The sequence below is a fragment of the Paenibacillus roseus genome (genome assembly GCF_016424485.1).
Classification (GTDB): domain Bacteria; phylum Bacillota; class Bacilli; order Paenibacillales; family Paenibacillaceae; genus Paenibacillus_D; species Paenibacillus_D roseus.
On record NZ_JAELUP010000008.1, the window covers coordinates 23,273 to 41,839 of the forward strand.

Below are 18,567 nucleotides of genomic sequence, written 5' to 3' on the forward strand. Positions count from 1 at the left end.
TATGATCGGGCAGCGGTCCGGTAGTGTGGTGCCTACGACGTGGGATCAAGACTTCGAGGACTACGGAGTTCTTGCGGAGCGTGCGCCGGGCACAATCGGAATACTTCAACTCGACTACGGAGACTACGAACAGGACTTTGCGGATAGTATCGGGTACCGAGTGGACCCGGATACGCAGCAAATCATATTTTTGTATCCAAACAAAGATGAAGACGGTATAGGCTCCTAACGGGGCCTTTTTATTTAGGGGAGGGAAGGAAATGCTCAAGGTATTTGATAAGAACTTGGTACCGATCGGACTGTTACCTAATGCAATGGATATACAGAGGCGGAGAAGAATAAATTCAGATTATGAAATCCAGTTTACCCTTCCAATGGGGACGGATGATTATGAATTAGCACAACCGAAAGGCCACGTTCAAGACGAACGTGACCAATTTTACGTCATAAATGATCGAGCTCGAAAAAGAGAAGGACTTAAGCGCTTAGTTCAGTTCGAATTTATGCATATCATGTTCAAAATGTCCGACTTCAAATTTCCATACGCTTCATATATTGAATAAGCTTTTGGGGTTAACATTGCAACATTGCTGAATTCTATTTTGGCAGCTACAGGCGGTAAATTCACATTTTCCGTTGATGATGCTTTTGAACTGAAGGATATTAAAGACTTTGGGCGCGGCAACGCACTACAGGCTCTGAATTACGTCATCGAAAAATATCAATGTGAAATTGAACCTGATAATCGTTATTCACATCAAGAAGCGGGTTGGAATGGATCGTGGCCTTCATTACCGGTTGAAGAAGAATATCATAAGCATCAATTTCAAAGACAGTTCCCGAGCGCTTGTAACACTCTTGTTTAGCCAGATGAAAGACGGACGGACATTTATTGGTTTGTCAACTTCGCACCTTACAGCGGAAGAATACAGGCTCCTAAACGATGTACCAGGAGCAATTGTTGACGGTGTGATAAAAGTGAATTATCTCATTTCTCCTTATGTAGGATACTGGTCAAATACAACCAATACCTATTTTGATGGCGAAGTCATTAACCAGGAAATTCAAGAATCTCTTGAACTTTTGGGGTTCACGCGGAAGTTTCTTCGAGAAAATGAAGTCCCGGCTCTTGATGTACTAGTTAGTCCAGCTGATTTACACAAGATTGACGATGAGGAGCCAGAAGTTTACTTGGGTGATACAGCGCGGTTGTTCGACGAAGGTATGGACATCAACAATATTGAAGCGCGGGCAATCGAAGTCGTTGATTATCCATACGAACCTAATACTCGTCCCAATGTACAACTTGCGAATTACTTCTTAAAAGACTATAACGATATTATTTAACATTGCGCGTCTAAAACGGCTATGATATGCTTAAAATAGAAATAAGGGAGGCGCTACCCTCCCCAGTCAGTGTAGGCTTGATGCCGGCACGCTGGTCTTAAATTAGAGCACAGCAGAAACCCACCGAAGGTGCTCAGCCTTTAGCGGTGGGTTTTTGTTTTGAACGTTTTCTGATCCAACGATAAACCTTGCGTCCACTGAACCACAGGCTCAGGAAAGTAGCAAGAATTTTGAAGAATAGATAAACAGCTTCAAGTAAAGTCACGGTGCACCACCTCCTTTATAGAGAGCGCGCCGTGACAACCCACACACTGACATAAGTAAGATTATACCAATGAAAGATAATTCAATACAAGAAGCTTTCCTGCAAGAATGCCACCGCATCCTGAAAGAAGGCAACTACCATTCACAACCGGTTCGACGGCACTACATCCCGAAGAAAGAGGGGAAGAAAAGGCAGCTCGGCATCCCCACTGTCCGAGACCGCGTCATACAGATGGCAACAAAGTTGTGGTGGCTTAGATAGTAACTCAACTCACACATTTGCACGTCTAAAACAGTTATGATATGCTTAAAATAGAAATAAGGGGCGATGCCAGTCGCCCCCCTGCACAACACTTTTGGATGGGAAACCTCCAGATGATGTTCCAGAGAAAATAACCTGCTCCCGGTGGCAAACTCGGGCAGGTTATTTTCGTTTGTTCAGATAAGTAAGAAAAGCAAGGAAGAACATTCCAAGCATAATTACTTCTGTCAACGAAAATTGCATAGCATCACCTCGCTTCTGGAGGCGATACTTTCCCACCCAAGTCATGTTGCACCAAATTAGTATACTAAATAATAGAAAAGATTGATACCGTAGAGGCTGCTCATGGGAGTAGCCTTTTTGTCTCGGGGAGATATAGAGAGATGAACGCAAATTACAGTAATTTTAAAGAGAGGATCAAACAATGAGCACATTAAAAATCGCCCTGGACGCCGGCCACGGCCCGGCCACACCCGGCAAGCGCACGCCTGACGGCAGTATGCGCGAGTTCCAGTTCAACAGTGTGGTCGCCAAATACGCAGCTGAACTGCTTGCCCGCTGCCCAGGCGTGCAGACACTCTTCACTCATGCGGGCGATGGCAGCCGGGATGTGCCCCTCAAGGAGCGTACAGACCGTGCCAATAGCTGGGGCGCAGACTTGCTGGTATCCATTCATGCGAATGCCAGCGGCGATGGCTGGAGCAACGCGGAGGGGATCGAGACGTTTACGTACTCGGTTCCTTCTGCTGCTTCTACGAAGCTCGCCCAGGCGATTCAGTCCGCCTTGATTGCCGCTACCGGTCTGCGCGACCGCGGAGTCAAGACAGCCAATTTCCATATGCTTCGGGAAAGCAAAATGCCTTCTGTACTGGTCGAATGCGGCTTTATGACAAATCAGAAAGAAGCGGAGTTGCTAAAATCTGATGCATACCGCCGAAAATGCGCGGCGGCTATTGTTTCAGGGATTTCCGAAGTGTACGGATTTTCAATGCCTTCTCAAACCGAATCCGATACTCCAGATCAAAACGCACCGCAGATTCCACAAAATCCTTCGGAAAATAGCAACAATTCGTCTAAAAAGACAGAATATTCAGATGTAAAAGCGAACAGTTGGTATGAGGATGCCATTCACAAGGTGTCTTCTCCAGATATCGCTCTGATGACCGGCTACCCGGATGGGACGTTCAAGCCCGATCAGCCTGTTGGCAGGGGCGAACTCGCAGTGATCTTGACCCGATTATTGAACCGAAGGGGGGATTAAAATGAATGCGATTTTTCAACCTTTTTTGCAAACGCTCGTGCTGACGCTTCTGTCGTTATTCGCGACGGTTGCAACAGCAGTTATGCTGGAAGCACGCAAGAGGGTGCTGATCTGGCTGGACAGCCGTACGACAAGTGAACAAAGACAGCTTCTTCACACGCTTGCTGGAGAAGCTTTTTCATTCGCCGAGACGGTCTTCAATGAAGTAGATGGCCCGAAAAAGCTGGATGCGGCCTATGGGTATCTCAGCACCCGTTTGAAGGAGCGAGGGATTGAACTAAGCCAGCCGGAGATTCGCTCCGCGATTGAGAAAGCAGTGCTGGAATACAATGCACTGAAAGCTCCTTTGCTTTGAGTAAAGGAGCTTTCAACCGGTTATCTGATTAATTTCCAGATCTCTTGAGTCACCTGGCACCCATACTTGCGGTAGAGCGTGCTTCAGCTACGTTGCAAACCGTAATTCATATAAATGAAGACTCCCGATTTATATTGCAACCGGGAGTCTCTCACCTTTACTATTAACGACTTTTATATGAATACGCGATAATTTCGAACCGCTTAACAACGCATCCCTTTACTATCCTGCTTATTAAGCCTCAACAATAAATTTCTTATTTATATCATCCGCAGTCAGCTTTCCGTTCACAAAATCCTGGTAATCTTTAGCCGGAATGCTTACGTAAAGCACGTAACTTTCGTCTTTGTCCTCATCGTATACATCATAGGAGATGGTCAGCATGTCAGTACCGTACGTCAGCAATTGCCGATATACGCGGTCCAATTGCTCGTTAGTAACATTCTTCTCGTCCTCCACATAGGTAGAGGCATAGGATTTGCTGTCCTGCTCAAACAGGGTAACCCCGTTTCCGCCCAGCTTGGTGACTTCCTTTATCGTCTTCAAGCTTGAACCGGACTGGCTGCCGCCTGACTTGCTCTTTTTCACATCAACAGTCTGCTTTTTGGCATCATAGGAGTAAGTGACTCCAGCTTGACTAAGCAGGTAAATCGGAACCATCGTACGTCCATTCAAGATAACAGCAGGTACATCCGCAACCTTTACATCTGCCCCATCCACCGTTAGCTTGATGATATCGTTGCCTTTATAGGTCCCCCACATGCCTGCCGCGTGTACAACACCAGCAAAGCAGAAGGAAGCCATCAGGCTGATTGCAATTTTCTTTTTCATCGTGTTCACGCTCCTTAGTTTTATTCCCCATCGGCTGAGGTATTGGTCTGTTGGTCTGTTGAGTCCCCGTCCAAATACTATTATATTCTAAACCTAGTGTCATCCTACCTAAGACCTATACAACATCCCTCAAAGAGCTTTCTTCTACAATAGCTATCAGCCTACTCTGTCTTTCAGGTGAGAGATGATATCCACGAAATCGCCCACTTTTTAATTCTGAGAATTTCCAAATTTTTCGGCCATCAAGCCTTTTCCTTGTTTCAAGCGAAACAGCCGCAAAGTCCCCTGGTTTTCAAGCCCTTGACCCTCCCTGGTTTATCCATTCCAAAAGTTAGGAAACTCTCATTTCATCTTCCTTTTAGTTTATTTTAAGCTTCCATTCAGAATTGCGCTTTAAATTTAGGTACCAACGAAAGGGGGCGCGGGTATGGCAAAGTAAACGCCATGCTTCAAGCAAGTGGATGCACAGGAGGTCGTTTAGAAAAAGTTGCAAGGCTGCACAGGCTGACAAAAAATACTGAAACCAAAATTGGAGGTAATGACAAATGAAATTTAACAAGACACATATTCTGATTTCGCTTTCCATGGCACTGTTATTAGTGGGTGCGGGTTGTTCTTCCACTACAGATCCGATCAACGGCCCAGTGAATGGCACTCCGGAAAATACGGTACCGGGAGGCGTAGATCCAGACGGAACAACACCGGATACAGAAGAGCCAGGCATTCCGGATATGACGACGCCAGATAATACGACGCCTGACAATTCAGCACCGGACCCGACGATCCCGGATACAACACCTGACACACCAGATGACGATATTTCGGGAACAGACGAACCGGACAGCACGTTGCCGGAAGATGACCCGGCAGCTTCGGAAGACAATGCGGCAGGCGGCAACTGACGATTCATTGTAAATTCCGCATACGGCCTCTGTTGATTCCTCAGATGGATATCCCAACGCTACCTTCGGCAGCAAGCATCGCGATTCAATAATAGAGATTAAACTGATATAACGAGGACCTGCCAAGAGCAGGTCCTTTTTTCATAATATAAGCATTTATAAAGTCCCTTCTATAAATGAGCTTATATTTCACCACGAAACGAAGTTTTGCCCGTCAAAGGACGGCAAAGCCGTTACGCTTGACTTTTCCGCTCTCACTCCTGCCAGCCAAGGACGACAATTCTGTTAAGCTTGACCGCTTGCAAGTTCATAAGAAAAACTAATAAAACCGAAACGCATATCTGCTGCCTGCGTACTACATTAATAGCTGACAAGCATCCCAGTTGCCGCATGTACCCATTTGGAAAATATCCTTGTGGCGTTCATGCATTTTCTTATACATAGCAAACAGAGCCTATCTGAAGGAGTGGGAGAAAGTGAAGAGAAAGAGGATGTATGCCATGCTTGTGGCAGCGGCCTTAGCCGGGACAGCCGTATTGTCAGGCTGTACTCCGGAGGCTGAACTCTCAACAGAGCAGCAGCAGGAGGAACGGCAGACGCCGGTTCAGGTGGAGAAGGTGAAGCAAGGCTCATTGACTCTGCAAAGCGAAATTCTCGGAACGGCTGCTCCAAGCACTGCCGTCGATGTATTTCCCAAGATGACGGGTGAGCTGGTTCAACTCGATGTGAAAAAAGGGGACAAGGTTAAGAAGGGCCAGCGTCTGGGCAGAGTCAAAGGCGATGAGCTGCAATCCCAAGTAGAGCTTGATGAATATGCGCTGGAAATTGCCCAAAATCAATATAAAGCGATTGCGCGTTCCGAGCATACGACCGATATCGAGCGGGATCAGGCCAAAATTGCCATTGAGCAGGCCAAGCTGCGTTTGAGACAATCCCGCAGCCAACTGGATAACACCTCAATTACGACCCCCTTTGCAGGGGAAATTGTCAATGTGAACGGTGAAGCGGGCGGATTCGTTACGACAGGTTCACCGTTATTTTCCATCATCTCGATCGATCCGATCAAGATTATGTCTCAAATCAGTGCAAGCCAGATGCTTGTGCTGCAGACAAAAAATGAGGTTGAGGTTGAGATTCCCGACTTGAACAAGACCTATACAGCGAAGGTTAGCTACTTGTCCCCGCTGACAAATGATAGCGGCTTTTACACGCTGGAGGCCAAGCTTGCCAACCCTGAAGAGAAGATCAAGCCCGGGATGGTTGCCAAGCTCGTCGTCAATCAGGAGCGCCAGAAGGATGCATTGCTGGTACCGACCGAGTCGATCATCGAAAAGAACGGCCAGCCCTATGTGTATATTGTGAAGGACGGCAGAGCCGCGATGAAAGAAATTGAGGTGCTGGAATCGCAGTCTGACCTCTCCGCTATCGCCGGGGAACTCAAGGCTGGTGACGAGGTTGTGACCAAAGGGCAGATGACGCTGGCTGACGGACATAAGGTCAAACGGATTGAGGGGGCGCAAAAACCTTGAAAATAGTGGATATATCGGTCCGGCGTCCAATTGGGGTTTCCATGCTTGTTCTTGCGGTGATCGCCCTCGGTTTCGTGAGTCTGAGAAATCTGGCGGTGGACCTGTTCCCCAAGATTGATGTTCCGGTCGCGGTTGTCGCCACTTCTTACCAGGGAGCGGCGCCGGAAGAAATCGAGAAGCTCATTACCCGCCCGCTGGAAGCTGCACTCAGCTCGATTCAGGGGATGGACACCATATCGTCCCAGTCCCAGTCGAATTCTTCATTGGTCATGATGCAGTTCAAGTCCGGGACAAATCTGGACAATACCTTGCTCGATATTCGCGAAAAGGTGGATCAGGTCAAAAGCTTCCTTCCTAAGGAGGCGAACTCGCCGTCCGTCCTGCGGTTTGACCCCCAGCAGATGCCAATTATGACCCTCGGGCTGTCCGGCGGCGACCTGGCTCAATTGCAAGGACTGGCTGAAAATCAGCTCATTCCCTATCTGGAGAGACAGAAGGGAGTCGCTTCGGTATCCGCCGAAGGCGGCAGAACCCGAGAGATACTGATCGAGCTTGATCGCTCAAGTCTTGCGCGTTATGGCGTATCTCCGCGGCAAATTGTGCAGGCGCTTGGCGCGGAGAACCAATCCGCCTCTGCCGGCAGTGTCGTCAAGGGCCAGCAGGAGATGCAGATTCGCGTCAAGGGAGAGTATGAATCGATTCATGACATTCAGAACACTCTCATTTTGCTTCAGAGCGGTCAACAGATTAAGCTCAGCGAGCTGGCGGAAATCAAGGATACCTATAAGAAGCAAAACTCGCTGACGATCGTCAACGGCGAACCGGCGCTTGTGTTGTCCATTCAGAAGCAATCCGATGCCAATACGGTCAGTGTGGCCGATGAGATTGATAAGGCGGCAGCCTCCCTGAAGCAGCAGCTCCCGGAGAATGTAGAACTGTCTACCCTGATGGATTCCTCTATATATATCCGCCAATCCATTGATGGCGTAATCAATAACATGCTGACAGGGGGCATTCTGTCTGTATTGATTCTGCTTGTGTTCTTGCGCAGCTTCCGCTCTACGCTAGTTATCGGGATCGCGATTCCGATTGCGGTCATCTCGACGTTTACCCTGATGTATTTTACCGGACAGACGCTGAATATTATTTCAATGGGCGGTCTCGCGCTCGGAATCGGAATGATGCTCGACTGCTCCATTGTCATTTTGGAAAATATCGTCGTACACCGAAAGCGCGGCGCGTCCATTATAGAAGCAGCTACGAAGGGCGCCTCGGAGCTTGGTTCAGCGGTTGTAGCGGCGACGGTCACCAGTCTGGTTGTGTTTTTGCCGATTGTATTTGTACAAGGCATTGCCGCAGATATCTTCAAGCCGATGGCCTTGACCGTTGCATTCTCTCTGATAGCCTCGCTCGTCGTTGCGATAACGCTTGTACCGATGCTATCCACCAAGCTGATGACAGCTCCGGTGAAAGAGCGAAAGCCGAGCCTCTTCGAACGTGGGCTTGATATGCTCATCCGGTTTTATAAAAACAGGCTTATATGGTCGCTCAAGCATAGAAAGACAACCGTGGCGCTCGTAGCATTCCTCATGGCAGGCAGCCTTGGGCTTATACCGTTCATTGGGATGGAGATGATGCCTGCTGAAGACCAAGGACAGTTCACCATTAATGTTACAACTCCGACAGGTTCGCGACTGGAGGAGACGAAGAATGTAACTGATCAGATTGAGGAGTTGCTGGCTCCGCACAAGCCGGTCATTAAAACTGCGTATCTTTCCATCGGGGGCGGAGACTTTATGGGGGGAGGCGGCAGCGCCAACAAGGCAACCTTCAATATTGAATTGATCGGCTCAAGCGACAGGGAGATGTCGACCCGGGATATGGTGAGCAGTCTCAGCAAGCAGACCGGACAAATACCGGGGGCGGAAATCTCCGTATCAGCATTGGAGACCGGGTTCAGCGCGGGCAGCCCGATCCAGATTCAGGTTAACGGGCAGGATCAGGCAGTGCTGAAGGAAATCTCCGAACAGATTGTCTGGCTCATCTCCGATATTAACGGCGTTCACGATGCCAAGTCCTCTGCGCAGGAAGGCAATGAAGAACTGAATATTATTGTGGACCGCTCTATGGCCGCGCAATACGGACTGAGCTACCAGCAGGTCACGAGCGAGATTCAACTGGCAATGAACGGGCAACTGGCCACGCAGCTTCGTGAGGATGGCGATGAGTTCGATGTGAGAGTCGTTCTTCCTGAAGATGAACGTGCCGACTTGGCTGCTCTTGGCCAGCTGCGGCTGCAGACGCCGGGCGGGCAATACATTCCGCTGTCAGCTGTGGCAGAATTTCAGCAGTTTCAGGGGCCGGTTCTTATCCAGCGGGAGAATCAGCAACGGCAAATGAATGTGACTAGCGATATCATCGGAAGAGACCTGGGAAGCGTTGCTTCGGATGTTCAGCTCGCGCTGCAAGGGATGAACTTTCCGGATGGCTACAGCTATTCCATGGGCGGAGATGCCGAGGAGATGATCAAATCCTTCATCGATTTGGCGATTGCCCTGGTGTTCTCGATCTTTCTCGTCTACGTTGTGATGGCGGTTCAATTTGAATCGCTGCTGAATCCTTTTATTATCATGTTCTCCGTTCCAACCTCGCTCGTAGGCGTTATGCTGGGTCTGTTTATTACGGGTACGACTCTTAGTCTGCCTGCCTTGATCGGGTTGATTTTGCTTGTTGGCGTTGTGGTCAACAACGGGATTGTTCTTGTCGACTACATCAATATATTGCGGAGAAAAGGAATGGAGCGCGATGATGCGCTTATGGAAGGAGCGCCGAGCCGGGTGCGGCCGATTCTGATGATGACCTTAACGACTGTACTCGGCATGACGCCGCTGGCGCTTGGATTGGGAGAAGGCTCAGGCATGCAGGCGCCGCTGGCGATCGTCGTCATATTCGGCTTGCTGTGCTCGACCGTGTTTACCCTTATTTTTATACCGGTCGTCTATACGATCATGGATGATTTCAGCAATTGGGTCAGACGCAAGCTGACGCGCAAGCCGAAGCAGAGCAATCATCCGCCAGCGCTGGAATCCTGATTGGCTTCAAGCATGGCTGCAATAAACAAACAGCGGACGATTTCAAGCCTTTGCTTGTCAAAGGAACGGCACAGCCGTTTGCGCTTGAAGCCGTTCGCTGTTTTTTCACGCTTGTATTTCCCCTGACATAAGATGGATAAAAGCTGAGATTAGAGGAGGGAACTATATGCCGCGTATCCCGAACTTTCCGGAAACCTTTCTTGCAGAGCATCGCAATTGGCATCATTCGCATCATAATGTCGATGTTGAAAATCCGCCAGCAGGGTACGGAGAGGCATTTCTCCGGTTTCACCGGCAATTTCTTCGCAAGGCATTGGCATGGTACGAAAGGCAAGGGTATGATCCGACACTGGTTGAGCCTTGGAGAGCTGTGCCCGAGCCGATCCGCCGTTCTTCCTGCTACAATATTGCCGCAGAACAGCGTATTGTCAATTCACCGCAATCATTTGCTACTGCCGATGAACTGGGGCGGTACCTGGAATCCATGAACTTGCACAACTGCATTCATCAGCAAGCGGCTCTGCTTTACGGCGAGGATGATCTGAACGATTTTGATGTCGCCCCGCGCAGCACCTTGTTCTACCAAATCCATGGCATGATCGACCGATGGTATGCCAACTGGGAGGCAGTAAATGGAACGCGTGGCGCTCGAGGCGGATTGCCAGGTTCTAGACCGACAGGCCGTGCTGTGCCAGCGCGCGAAACATCCCGGAATAATAAGAAGAAGGCCGGGGTACAAAGTCTGTCGCCCGTACGTTCCGCTGAACCGGCTGCAGCTCCCCGGAACAGCACGTTACCATCCCATCAGCGGATACGGCGTCCAGCCGCCCCTCGAACAAAGCGATCATTTCGTCCAGGCCAGCCTCGAATATCCCCGCCACTTCTTCTGACTGAAGTTCAAGTGAAGCCAGCGGGACCCGGCTTGCGTAGCCGAAAACGTGGCTGAGTTCCCGGTCAATGAAGGGGACACCCCGCACATGTCCTTCCAACTGCTCCCGGTGTTCCCCTAGCTTGAACAACTCGCTGAAGGAGGCGCGAATCCCCAGCTCCTCCTCCAGCTCCCGCACTCCATCCTCAATCGTTTCTCCCGCACTCAGATGTCCGGCTACCGTAATATCCAAGAGGTCAGGATAGGTGTCCTTGTCCGATTGACGAAGCTGGAACCATACATAACAGCGTCCTTCCCGCTTTTGCATCACCCAACAGTGAATGGTCTGATGCCATAATCCCCGGCGGTGAACCTCGGAGCGCAAGGCAGTGCCTTGATAGTTCATCTGCTCATCATAATAATCGAATATCTCGCTCATCAAGCCGTCTCTTGCGCAAGCTGGGAGGTGCAGTGTCCGCAGCGCGTAGCTTTAACCGGGATTTCCGACAGGCAGTAAGGGCACTCCTTGGTTGTCGGCTCCCCGTCCGTTACCGGCTCCTCTTTTTTGCGGTGGAGACTATTAATCGCCTTTACCAGGACAAAAATACAGAATGCGACAATCATGAAGTTCAGTATAATGTTCACAAATTGCCCGTAAGCAATGACAGCGACTCCGGCTTCCGTCGCCTTGGTAAGGGATATATGCTTTCCGTCCACCAAGGTTCTTTCCGGCTCCAGGCTAATATACAGGTCTGTAAAATTGACATTGCCAAGCAGCATCCCGATGGGTGGCATAATGATATCGTTGACCAGGGAGGTAACGATTTTGCCGAAGGCTCCCCCGATGATAACACCGACCGCCAGATCGATGACATTGCCGCGGACGGCAAATTCTTTGAATTCTTTTAACAGCTTGGCCATAACGCATTCCTTCTTCCAGAAAAATAATAGACAGCCTAAAATGCAGCAGGCTGCAAGGTATAACCTAGCATCTACTATTATAACCGATTTTTGCAACATCGGAACCGGAGAATTCATAGTTTTGTACGACTCGATCAAATTCCCGGATTGTCAACTTACCGGCCCTTACCGGTCCTTAAGTTGCAGAGTTCTTCCTTTCTGCATCTCCAGTCATTCGTCCACCTTTATAGCTGTGTATAAAGCCCTATGACTTTTTTCACTACAAATTAATTGAAAAAAAAGGTTTTATTGAAAAATTGTCGAAATTCAAACCCATTGCGATTAGTGAGGTGGTGGAAAGGGAAATGGGGAACTATTTCAACAATGGGGGCCTATTCTTCACCATGTTAACCTTGACGATTAGCGCATTGGCATCCTTTACAATGTTCCAGCTTATCGGGAATTTATCACGGTCCGACTGCAGGAGCAGACTCCCTTGGATGTTTGGGGGGGCAGCCGTGTTCGGGCTTGGCCTGGCCGTCGTCAACTTTTTGGTGCTGCTTGCCTCCGATACGATGATTATTATTGACCGCCGTATGCTGCTGCTTCTTTTGATCGGCATTGGTATGACCTTTCTCTCCCTGTCTATCTATTTGAGCAGTCGGTCAATCATTTTCCGTGTCGTTCTATCTGGCTTGCTGCTTGCTGGGACCAACTGCGGAATGTTCTGCTACAGTGTCATGATAGCGCCGCTGGACCGCTTTGCGATGGATAAAGGTCTTGTTTTTCTGGCGTTATTGCTCAGCTGGGGGACGGCGTGCTGCGCTTTCTACTGGTTCGAACGGCGCAGCAGCAAGGAGCTGCTGACCAGCAGTCTCCTGCTTGGGACATCGGTTATGATCGTTCAGGGTCTGGGGCTCGAGGCTATCACGGTGGAATATACAGAAATTATGACGGCCGACCGGCTGAATGAAAATATGATGCTGCTCTCGGCGATGATGGGGGTAGCAACACTGCTTGTCATCGGCTGCAGTCTGATGATCGGCTATGCAAACCGGAGACTGGGACAGGCGGATGAGAAGTACAAGCTGCTTGTAGAAAATTCGTTGGATACGATTGGGATCTTCAGTGAGGGAGAATGGAGGTATGTCAACCAATCCGGCATCCGCATGTTTGAGGCGAGCCATCAGGATGAGCTGCTGAACCGTTCCATATTCGACTTGCTCCATCCCAAGCATCATGTGGAAGTAAAGAAAAGGCTGGAGGAAGAGCGGGCCGACGGTTCCTTCGGGCCTGTCGAACAGGAATGGTATACGATGGAAGGCAAGCTGATTCATACGGAGGTTTTAGAAACGCCGACCATGATGTCCGGCAAATTTGCTCTGCAAATTATTATTCGGGACATTTCCGAGCGGAAGAAAAATGAAGAACTGCTTATTAATTCCGAAAAGTTGTATGTCGCCGGTCAACTGGCCGCCGGAATTGCCCATGAGATTCGCAACCCGCTGACCTCGCTCAAAGGGTTCCTCCAACTGATTATGTCTGGCAAAAATACGAATCAGAATATCCAGGATATTATGAAATCGGAGTTGAACCGGATCGAATCCATCGTCAGCGAGATGCTCATGCTATCCAAACCGCAAGTATATGAGCTGAATATCAAGGATACACGTCAAATTATGAAGGATACGGTTACGCTGCTGGAGGCGCAGGCAATCCTCTATGACATCGAACTGGAGGCCGAATATGATGAGGAAGCGCTGTGGATCTACGGCGTTGAAAATCAGATCAAGCAAGTGTTCATTAATGTCATTAAAAATGCGATCGAGGCGATGATGGACGGGGGCAAAATTAAGATTCGTTGCTTTCTTGAAGGACACGAGGTCAAAGTGCAAATTCGGGATCAAGGCCCCGGCATTAATAAAGAAATGCTTTCCAAAATGGGACAACCTTTTTATACAACCAAAGACAAAGGGACCGGATTGGGTTTGATGATTAGTTATAAAATTGTAGATAATCATCAAGGCCGTATTGAGGCTAACAGCGAGATTGGCATCGGAACGACGCTGATTATCGCGCTTCCGTATACGGAAGGGGGAGAAATAAAAGTCTGAAATGAGTTATAATAAGAGCCAGGAAGACTAACAGGAGGTTTATCGTATGACAATCGGAGCCCGAGTGCTGAAAACCGGACTGGCGGTTGCCCTGGCGATATTTGTAAGCGATCTGCTCGGCTTCAGCTCCCCGCTTATTGCAGCGGTCGCGGCGATCTTCACGATTCAGCCGTCCATATACCGGTCATGGAAACAAATACTTGACCAGCTTCAAGCCAACCTGATCGGTGCGGCGATTGCGCTCGCAGCGGTTTATCTCATTGGCAGCACAGCCATTGCGGTCGGGCTGGTATGTATTCTGGTCATTATAATTACCATTCGTCTCAAGATGGAGAGCGCCATCGGTTTGACCCTTGTAACGGTGGTAGCTGTAATGGAAGCTCATTCAGGTGGATGGTGGTACGCCCTATTACGCCTGGCTATGGTGCTGACAGGGATGGGGGCAGCCTTTGCGGTTAATGTTCTGCTGTTCCCGCCGCGCCCAAGACGGCAGTTCAATGAGCATGTACATGAGGCTTTTAATCAGATGTCTCTGCTGCTGCGAACGGCAATCTCCAACGAGATGAAGGAGCAAATTTACAGTAATGAAAAAGAACTGCTTCATACGACGCTGCGAAAGCTGGATGAACGGTACAGACTTTTTGAAGAAGAACGCGCAGTGACTGCCAGCAGCAAGCAGAGCAGGGGTCGGCAACTGCTAGTTTCCAAGCAAATGATCAAGTCTCTGCAAAAGGGGATGGAATTGCTGGAAGTTATTGAGGAGCATTACTTCCGCGCTTCGGGGTCGGACGCATGGGACTCCCGATTTGACCGCCAAATTGAGGCCTGGACCAAATACCATGAGCAAATTCTGCTCAAGGCAGAAGGTAAAATGAAATCAGGGGTTGCAATCATTCCCAACCAGCAAGAGGATAACAGCTTTAGCTCTGAACTGATTGCGTTTATTCATAACCAGCCGGATCAATGCAGGCCTTTTGTATTTGTCGGTGCAACCTTGATGGAATATGCGTATCATCTGCGCAGACTGGATAAGCTGATTGAACAGGTCAGCCAGCGTGAATCGTCCGAGGAAGACTTGTTGTTTGGATACAAGTGAAATCATGGAACAAAGCAACCCCGAAAACTCGTACTCAAGACGGTTTCGGGGTTCATTATTAACGGTCGCCCCGTATTAGATGGCGGCGCGGATGGGTGATTTTAATTTCTTTCTCGGAATCCTTTTTCGGCACCAGGCGCGGATCTGTCTCCCCGTCATGATGATTGTCAAATGAATACTGCGTCAGTTTCCATTCTGTAGAACCTAAAATGAGGTCAGCTGGGAAGGTTTCACCGCGATTCAATTCCTCTTCCCGTCCGGCCTCGTTCTCATAGACGCCGTCCACTTTGACTTTTTCTCCAGTAACCGGCTCCATATCATAATGATTCGCCTTTTTGCTCATGACGGCCTCCTTATGGATAAAATAAAATCCGCTTTATAAGCCATGCTTGCGAACAGCAGAACTGTCAGCTTCAGACTGCAGGCGATTGGCCTCTTCCTTGCTAGCCTGATTGCGGTCAGCCAGTGATTGAGCTTTGCTGGCAGCTTGCTGCTTTCCGGATGGGAATGTGCCTGACATGCCAATCTCCTCCTTCAGTTAGGAATTATGCTTATATTTAATTGCTTCTATAGCGTTCCACAAGGTGGGCCTGTCTATGTACGGGAAGGGGTGGCAGTTTCAAGTCTGAAATCGCATCTCCAAACGTTTGCCAAGCAGCCACATCAGGAACAGGCATGAAACGGCCAGGACAATTCGCCATGGCGCATCGAACACATTCGCGATATTGAAGCTTAGCAAGGAAACGCTTGTAATCATAACACCTTTGCCCATTAAAATTGCAGTCGCAAATGTACGCATCGGAACTGTTGTCAAGCCGGATGCGATGTTGATTAAAACCGATGGAGAGAACGGGAAGCAGGCGAGCAGGAAAATAGGGGTAAATCCGCGACTTTCAATCCAGTCAAAAAATCGGGCGCTTGCCGGAAATTTTCGCTGCAGCCACTTTCTAAATCCGCCCCCGAGCTTGCGGGAAAGCCAAAATATGAGGATACAGCCGCTGCTGACGCCGATCCATGAATACAGAATGCCAGGCCCAAGCCCATAAATATTTGCGTTTGCGGCAATAAGAAGCAGCAAAGGCAGAAACGGCAACAATGACTCCAAAAAAGGCGCTGCGATGCCAGGGATTGGCCCGAGCGCCGAGAAGCTTTCTAAATACCCTTGCAATTGCTCCGGTTTCATGTGCTGAATATTATCGGTCCACTCTTTAAATTGACTCACGCCGATCTAGCTCCAATTCTCCTTTTAATTTTACCTTTGCTGGCCTTCGAAAGCCCGGAAAGGAAACCATAAATAAAACAGGCCGATAATGCCAAACAAAATAGCGCTGATTAAAACGACGGACGTCTCTCCGTTGGCTGAAGCCAGCATACCGCCCAGGACAGGGCCGATCATCACACCGACGCCTTCAATAGTGGAGAAGACGCCCCAGCCGAGACCTTGCTGAGATGGCGGGACATAGGAAGCCAGCAGTGCGTTCCAGGCGGGGAGCAGCGTAGCATAGGACAGCCCCAATATGGCGGCAAGTACAATACATTCCCAAATCGGCGGTTTCAAGGTCAGCATGTAGACGGTAATTGCGAAGAGCGAGAATCCGATCACCAGAAACCACTTTTTGCCCCCAAGCCGATCTGCCAGTCGCCCCATAGGCATAAGGCCAAGGACGGTGCACAAACCGCCTGCCATCAAAATAAATGAATATTGAGTATTTGTGATACCTAGCTGCTTGTCTGCAAAGCTGGGCAGAATCGGGACGAGCATACTGGCTCCTGTGGTTTGCAATATCATGCCAGGCAGCAGCAGCTTCATCTGCTTGAGCTTCTCCTTCAATATCGCAACCTGTTCTTTGAACGGGATCTGCTGGACTTTGCGAAGCGTCTTGTTGTTGATCAGGAGCGCCAGCAGCCATGCCAGCAGGGAAAGCGCAACAAGCAGATAAAAGGTGAAGAGCGGATTGAAATCCAGCAGCATATTGCATACGACCGGCCCTGCTCCAAGCCCGATAAACCAGAGCGTGTATAGATAACCCATTTGGGTCGCGCGATGCTCCTCGGTCACCTTGGTCAGACAGACAATCCATACCGGCGAGATGCCGATCCCGTAAATCGCAGAAGCGGCGATAAATAAAATTGGAATGCCTGCGTATCCCAATAGAATGACGCCTGCCAGACATATAAGCAATCCTAGATGCACTACGAACCTTACGGAGAACCGATCCAGCAAATAGCCGATCATCAACTTAAGACCCGTATCCGTCAAGTAGTGCGCCGTAATGGCAATTCCGATAATGTCCAGCGATAGACCAAGCTGTTTCTCCCCGTAAATCGGTAAAAAGCTGATCAGCATGGCTCCCCGGACAAATTCGACGAGCAGCACAATAGCGGACAGCAGCAGCATTTCAGGCCCAAACCAGCTGTTGCGTTGAAATTTCAGCAATTTCAGCATAAGAAAAGAACTCCTTTGTCTAGAGGAGCGATCTGTCAGGCTCCCCACGGTTTTATAAAACGTATCCCTTTTCTTATTAGTTTCACCACTATCCGCAATTTTTAAGAGCTGCTTTCCGAAACAGGTTCATGAAAATTTAACTCCGCAAGACCTAGCGAGATTTTCTCTATATTCATAGACTATTAATAGAGTATAATTGAATAACATGGATGGTGAAAAGAGGCTGGCATGACTGTAATTCGCGCCATTATATTGCCACGATCCATTTGCAGCCCGTTTTTGATATCAATCTCAAAAGCAAAGGAGTAGAGGATGAACATGCAATATACAACATTAGGCCGATCCGGCTTAAAGGTAAGCCGTCTTTGTTTGGGAACGATGAATTTTGGAGTGGATACGTCCGAAGAAGAAGCTTTCCGCATTATGGATGCGGCTTTGGATGCGGGCATTAACTTTTTTGATACGGCGAATGTATATGGCTGGAAAGAGAACTCCGGCAAGACTGAGAAAATAATAGGACGCTGGTTCAAGCAGGGCGGCGGCCGCCGTGACAGAACCGTACTGGCAACCAAGTTTTACAATGATATGTTTGACAAGAATGACGGGCCGAACAGCGGCCCGGGCTTGTCCGCGTACAAGCTGCGCAGACATCTGGAAGGTTCCTTGAAACGGTTGAAGACAGACCATATCGAGCTTTACCAGATGCATCACATTGATCGCAACGTCAATTGGAACGAGCTTTGGAGTGCATTCGAAATTGCTGCGGGACAAGGAAAGATCGGCTATGTCGGCTCCAGCAACTTTGCGGGTTGGGATTTGGCAGTGGCGCAGGGCGAGGCGAAGGCGCGCGGTCATCTTGGCCTTGTGTCCGAGCAGCATAAATATAATTTGCTGTGCAGGCTGCCTGAGCTGGAAGTGCTTCCGGCTGCCGAGAATCTCGGCATCGGCATTATCCCGTGGGGCCCGCTTGACGGAGGATTGCTGGCAGGCAACCATCGCGGAGGCGGAGGCCGGAGAAGCGGCGACAAAGATCGGCTGGATAAACACGCGACGCAACTTGAAGCGTTCAGCCAGCTCTGTGACGAATTGGGCGAGCGTGAGGATACGGTAGCGCTGGCCTGGTTGCTGGCGAATCCGGCTGTCACGGCTCCCATTATCGGGGCTCGCACATTGGAGCAGTTTGAGCGTTCGCTCAAAGCGGTTGAGCTGCAATTGGACGAGCAAGTCCTGAAGCGCCTGGATGAAATATTCCCAGGCCCGGGAGGCGCAGCGCCAAATGCTTACGCTTGGTAAATGAAAT

Annotated in this window: 21 protein-coding genes and 2 pseudogenes; 15 read left to right on the top strand and 8 right to left on the bottom strand. The window is 49.3% G+C overall.

Annotated elements, in window-relative coordinates:
- Position 1 precedes the first annotated feature (1 nt).
- Genes JFN88_RS03760 through JFN88_RS03775 form a run of 4 tightly spaced genes read left to right on the top strand, consistent with a single transcriptional unit; the run spans position 2 to position 1,347 of the window.
- Positions 2-229, top strand: coding sequence for a hypothetical protein (locus tag JFN88_RS03760; protein ID WP_199017992.1), 228 nt, complete (start codon positions 2-4; stop codon positions 227-229).
- Between the two features lie 31 nt (positions 230-260).
- Positions 261-563 (top strand): hypothetical protein, encoded by a 303-nt coding sequence (locus JFN88_RS03765; protein ID WP_199017993.1) that lies wholly within the window; start codon positions 261-263, stop codon positions 561-563.
- Between the two features lie 24 nt (positions 564-587).
- Positions 588-866, top strand: a complete 279-nt coding sequence (locus JFN88_RS25600; protein ID WP_199018040.1) for a phage tail family protein — start codon at positions 588-590, stop codon at positions 864-866.
- The gene (locus JFN88_RS03775) at positions 859-1,347 is read left to right on the top strand and encodes a phage tail protein (RefSeq protein ID WP_500048317.1); all 489 of its coding nucleotides are present in this window, start codon (positions 859-861) and stop codon (positions 1,345-1,347) included. The genes JFN88_RS25600 and JFN88_RS03775 overlap by 8 nt, the downstream gene beginning before the upstream one ends.
- A gap of 133 nt (positions 1,348-1,480) precedes the next feature.
- On the opposite strand, the gene JFN88_RS24760 is transcribed toward JFN88_RS03775, so the two are convergent.
- Positions 1,481-1,612, bottom strand: coding sequence for a hypothetical protein (locus tag JFN88_RS24760; RefSeq protein ID WP_269846505.1), 132 nt, complete (start codon positions 1,610-1,612; stop codon positions 1,481-1,483).
- A 96-nt stretch (positions 1,613-1,708) separates the two neighbouring features.
- Here JFN88_RS24760 and JFN88_RS24370 point away from each other — a divergent pair.
- The 3 genes and pseudogenes from JFN88_RS24370 to JFN88_RS03785 all read left to right on the top strand — a co-directional run.
- Positions 1,709-1,858, top strand: a pseudogene (locus JFN88_RS24370) (group II intron reverse transcriptase/maturase); the annotation flags it as partial.
- A 439-nt stretch (positions 1,859-2,297) separates the two neighbouring features.
- The gene (locus JFN88_RS03780) at positions 2,298-3,134 is read left to right on the top strand and encodes an N-acetylmuramoyl-L-alanine amidase (protein WP_199017995.1); all 837 of its coding nucleotides are present in this window, start codon (positions 2,298-2,300) and stop codon (positions 3,132-3,134) included.
- A gap of 1 nt (position 3,135) precedes the next feature.
- Positions 3,136-3,489 (top strand): phage holin, LLH family, encoded by a 354-nt coding sequence (locus JFN88_RS03785; protein WP_199017996.1) that lies wholly within the window; start codon positions 3,136-3,138, stop codon positions 3,487-3,489.
- Between the two features lie 234 nt (positions 3,490-3,723).
- On the opposite strand, the gene JFN88_RS03790 is transcribed toward JFN88_RS03785, so the two are convergent.
- Positions 3,724-4,320 carry a stalk domain-containing protein gene (locus JFN88_RS03790; RefSeq protein WP_199017997.1) on the bottom strand — a complete coding sequence of 199 codons (597 nt, stop codon included), beginning with the start codon at positions 4,318-4,320 and terminating at the stop codon, positions 3,724-3,726.
- 545 nt (positions 4,321-4,865) lie between these two features.
- Between JFN88_RS03790 and JFN88_RS03795 the strand changes: the two genes are divergently transcribed.
- From JFN88_RS03795 to JFN88_RS24380, 5 genes and pseudogenes are all read left to right on the top strand, one after another.
- Positions 4,866-5,222 (top strand): hypothetical protein, encoded by a 357-nt coding sequence (locus JFN88_RS03795; RefSeq protein ID WP_199017998.1) that lies wholly within the window; start codon positions 4,866-4,868, stop codon positions 5,220-5,222.
- A gap of 476 nt (positions 5,223-5,698) precedes the next feature.
- Positions 5,699-6,751 (top strand): efflux RND transporter periplasmic adaptor subunit, encoded by a 1,053-nt coding sequence (locus JFN88_RS03800; RefSeq protein ID WP_332908430.1) that lies wholly within the window; start codon positions 5,699-5,701, stop codon positions 6,749-6,751.
- On the top strand, positions 6,748-9,843 hold the full coding sequence (locus JFN88_RS03805) for an efflux RND transporter permease subunit (RefSeq protein ID WP_199017999.1): 3,096 nt from the start codon (positions 6,748-6,750) through the stop codon (positions 9,841-9,843). The genes JFN88_RS03800 and JFN88_RS03805 overlap by 4 nt, the downstream gene beginning before the upstream one ends.
- A gap of 200 nt (positions 9,844-10,043) precedes the next feature.
- Positions 10,044-10,331, top strand: a complete 288-nt coding sequence (locus JFN88_RS24375; protein WP_233167392.1) for a hypothetical protein — start codon at positions 10,044-10,046, stop codon at positions 10,329-10,331.
- Positions 10,328-10,411: pseudogene (locus JFN88_RS24380) on the top strand (hypothetical protein); the annotation flags it as partial. The gene JFN88_RS24375 and the pseudogene JFN88_RS24380, both read left to right, overlap by 4 nt.
- A 100-nt stretch (positions 10,412-10,511) precedes the next feature.
- Here JFN88_RS24380 and JFN88_RS03815 read toward each other — a convergent pair.
- Both JFN88_RS03815 and mscL read right to left on the bottom strand, forming a co-directional pair.
- Entirely contained in the window at positions 10,512-11,150 is a 639-nt protein-coding gene (locus JFN88_RS03815) for an NUDIX hydrolase (RefSeq protein ID WP_233167386.1), read from the bottom strand.
- Positions 11,150-11,632 carry a large conductance mechanosensitive channel protein MscL gene (gene mscL, locus JFN88_RS03820; RefSeq protein ID WP_199018001.1) on the bottom strand — a complete coding sequence of 161 codons (483 nt, stop codon included), beginning with the start codon at positions 11,630-11,632 and terminating at the stop codon, positions 11,150-11,152. Before mscL ends, JFN88_RS03815 begins: the two co-directional genes overlap by 1 nt.
- A gap of 344 nt (positions 11,633-11,976) precedes the next feature.
- Here mscL and JFN88_RS03825 point away from each other — a divergent pair, with 344 nt between their 5' ends.
- Both JFN88_RS03825 and JFN88_RS03830 read left to right on the top strand, forming a co-directional pair.
- Entirely contained in the window at positions 11,977-13,725 is a 1,749-nt protein-coding gene (locus tag JFN88_RS03825) for an ATP-binding protein (RefSeq protein WP_199018002.1), read from the top strand.
- Between the two features lie 46 nt (positions 13,726-13,771).
- Positions 13,772-14,821 carry an FUSC family protein gene (locus tag JFN88_RS03830; protein ID WP_199018003.1) on the top strand — a complete coding sequence of 350 codons (1,050 nt, stop codon included), beginning with the start codon at positions 13,772-13,774 and terminating at the stop codon, positions 14,819-14,821.
- 58 nt (positions 14,822-14,879) lie between these two features.
- On the opposite strand, the gene JFN88_RS03835 is transcribed toward JFN88_RS03830, so the two are convergent.
- The 4 genes from JFN88_RS03835 to JFN88_RS03850 form a co-directional block, all read right to left on the bottom strand.
- Positions 14,880-15,164: a transposase gene (locus JFN88_RS03835; RefSeq protein WP_199018004.1), complete on the bottom strand. Its 285-nt coding sequence runs from the start codon at positions 15,162-15,164 to the stop codon at positions 14,880-14,882.
- Positions 15,165-15,197: 33 nt separating this feature from the next.
- Complete coding sequence (locus tag JFN88_RS03840) at positions 15,198-15,341, bottom strand: hypothetical protein (protein WP_199018005.1); 144 nt, start codon at positions 15,339-15,341, stop codon at positions 15,198-15,200.
- 99 nt (positions 15,342-15,440) lie between these two features.
- A complete protein-coding gene (locus JFN88_RS03845) occupies positions 15,441-16,043 on the bottom strand; it encodes a TVP38/TMEM64 family protein (protein WP_332908431.1) in 603 nt (200 codons plus the stop codon).
- Positions 16,044-16,073: 30 nt separating this feature from the next.
- Entirely contained in the window at positions 16,074-17,267 is a 1,194-nt protein-coding gene (locus JFN88_RS03850) for an MFS transporter (RefSeq protein ID WP_199018006.1), read from the bottom strand.
- Positions 17,268-17,585: 318 nt separating this feature from the next.
- Here JFN88_RS03850 and JFN88_RS03855 point away from each other — a divergent pair, with 318 nt between their 5' ends.
- On the top strand, positions 17,586-18,560 hold the full coding sequence (locus JFN88_RS03855) for an aldo/keto reductase (RefSeq protein ID WP_199018034.1): 975 nt from the start codon (positions 17,586-17,588) through the stop codon (positions 18,558-18,560).
- Positions 18,561-18,567: the final 7 nt, after the last annotated feature.

Excerpts from the sequence above, each read along its gene's own strand:
- JFN88_RS03760 (WP_199017992.1), top strand. The coding sequence starts at position 2 with ATGATCGGGCAGCGGTCCGGTAGTGTGGTGCCTACGACGTGGGATCAA.
- JFN88_RS03765 (WP_199017993.1), top strand. The coding sequence starts at position 261 with ATGCTCAAGGTATTTGATAAGAACTTGGTACCGATCGGACTGTTACCT.
- JFN88_RS03780 (WP_199017995.1), top strand. The coding sequence starts at position 2,298 with ATGAGCACATTAAAAATCGCCCTGGACGCCGGCCACGGCCCGGCCACA.
- JFN88_RS03785 (WP_199017996.1), top strand. The coding sequence starts at position 3,136 with ATGAATGCGATTTTTCAACCTTTTTTGCAAACGCTCGTGCTGACGCTT.
- JFN88_RS03790 (WP_199017997.1), bottom strand. The coding sequence starts at position 4,320 with ATGAAAAAGAAAATTGCAATCAGCCTGATGGCTTCCTTCTGCTTTGCT.
- JFN88_RS03795 (WP_199017998.1), top strand. The coding sequence starts at position 4,866 with ATGAAATTTAACAAGACACATATTCTGATTTCGCTTTCCATGGCACTG.
- JFN88_RS03815 (WP_233167386.1), bottom strand. The coding sequence starts at position 11,150 with ATGAGCGAGATATTCGATTATTATGATGAGCAGATGAACTATCAAGGC.
- mscL (WP_199018001.1), bottom strand. The coding sequence starts at position 11,632 with ATGGCCAAGCTGTTAAAAGAATTCAAAGAATTTGCCGTCCGCGGCAAT.
- JFN88_RS03825 (WP_199018002.1), top strand. The coding sequence starts at position 11,977 with ATGGGGAACTATTTCAACAATGGGGGCCTATTCTTCACCATGTTAACC.
- JFN88_RS03830 (WP_199018003.1), top strand. The coding sequence starts at position 13,772 with ATGACAATCGGAGCCCGAGTGCTGAAAACCGGACTGGCGGTTGCCCTG.
- JFN88_RS03835 (WP_199018004.1), bottom strand. The coding sequence starts at position 15,164 with ATGAGCAAAAAGGCGAATCATTATGATATGGAGCCGGTTACTGGAGAA.
- JFN88_RS03840 (WP_199018005.1), bottom strand. The coding sequence starts at position 15,341 with ATGTCAGGCACATTCCCATCCGGAAAGCAGCAAGCTGCCAGCAAAGCT.
- JFN88_RS03850 (WP_199018006.1), bottom strand. The coding sequence starts at position 17,267 with ATGCTGAAATTGCTGAAATTTCAACGCAACAGCTGGTTTGGGCCTGAA.
- JFN88_RS03855 (WP_199018034.1), top strand. The coding sequence starts at position 17,586 with ATGCAATATACAACATTAGGCCGATCCGGCTTAAAGGTAAGCCGTCTT.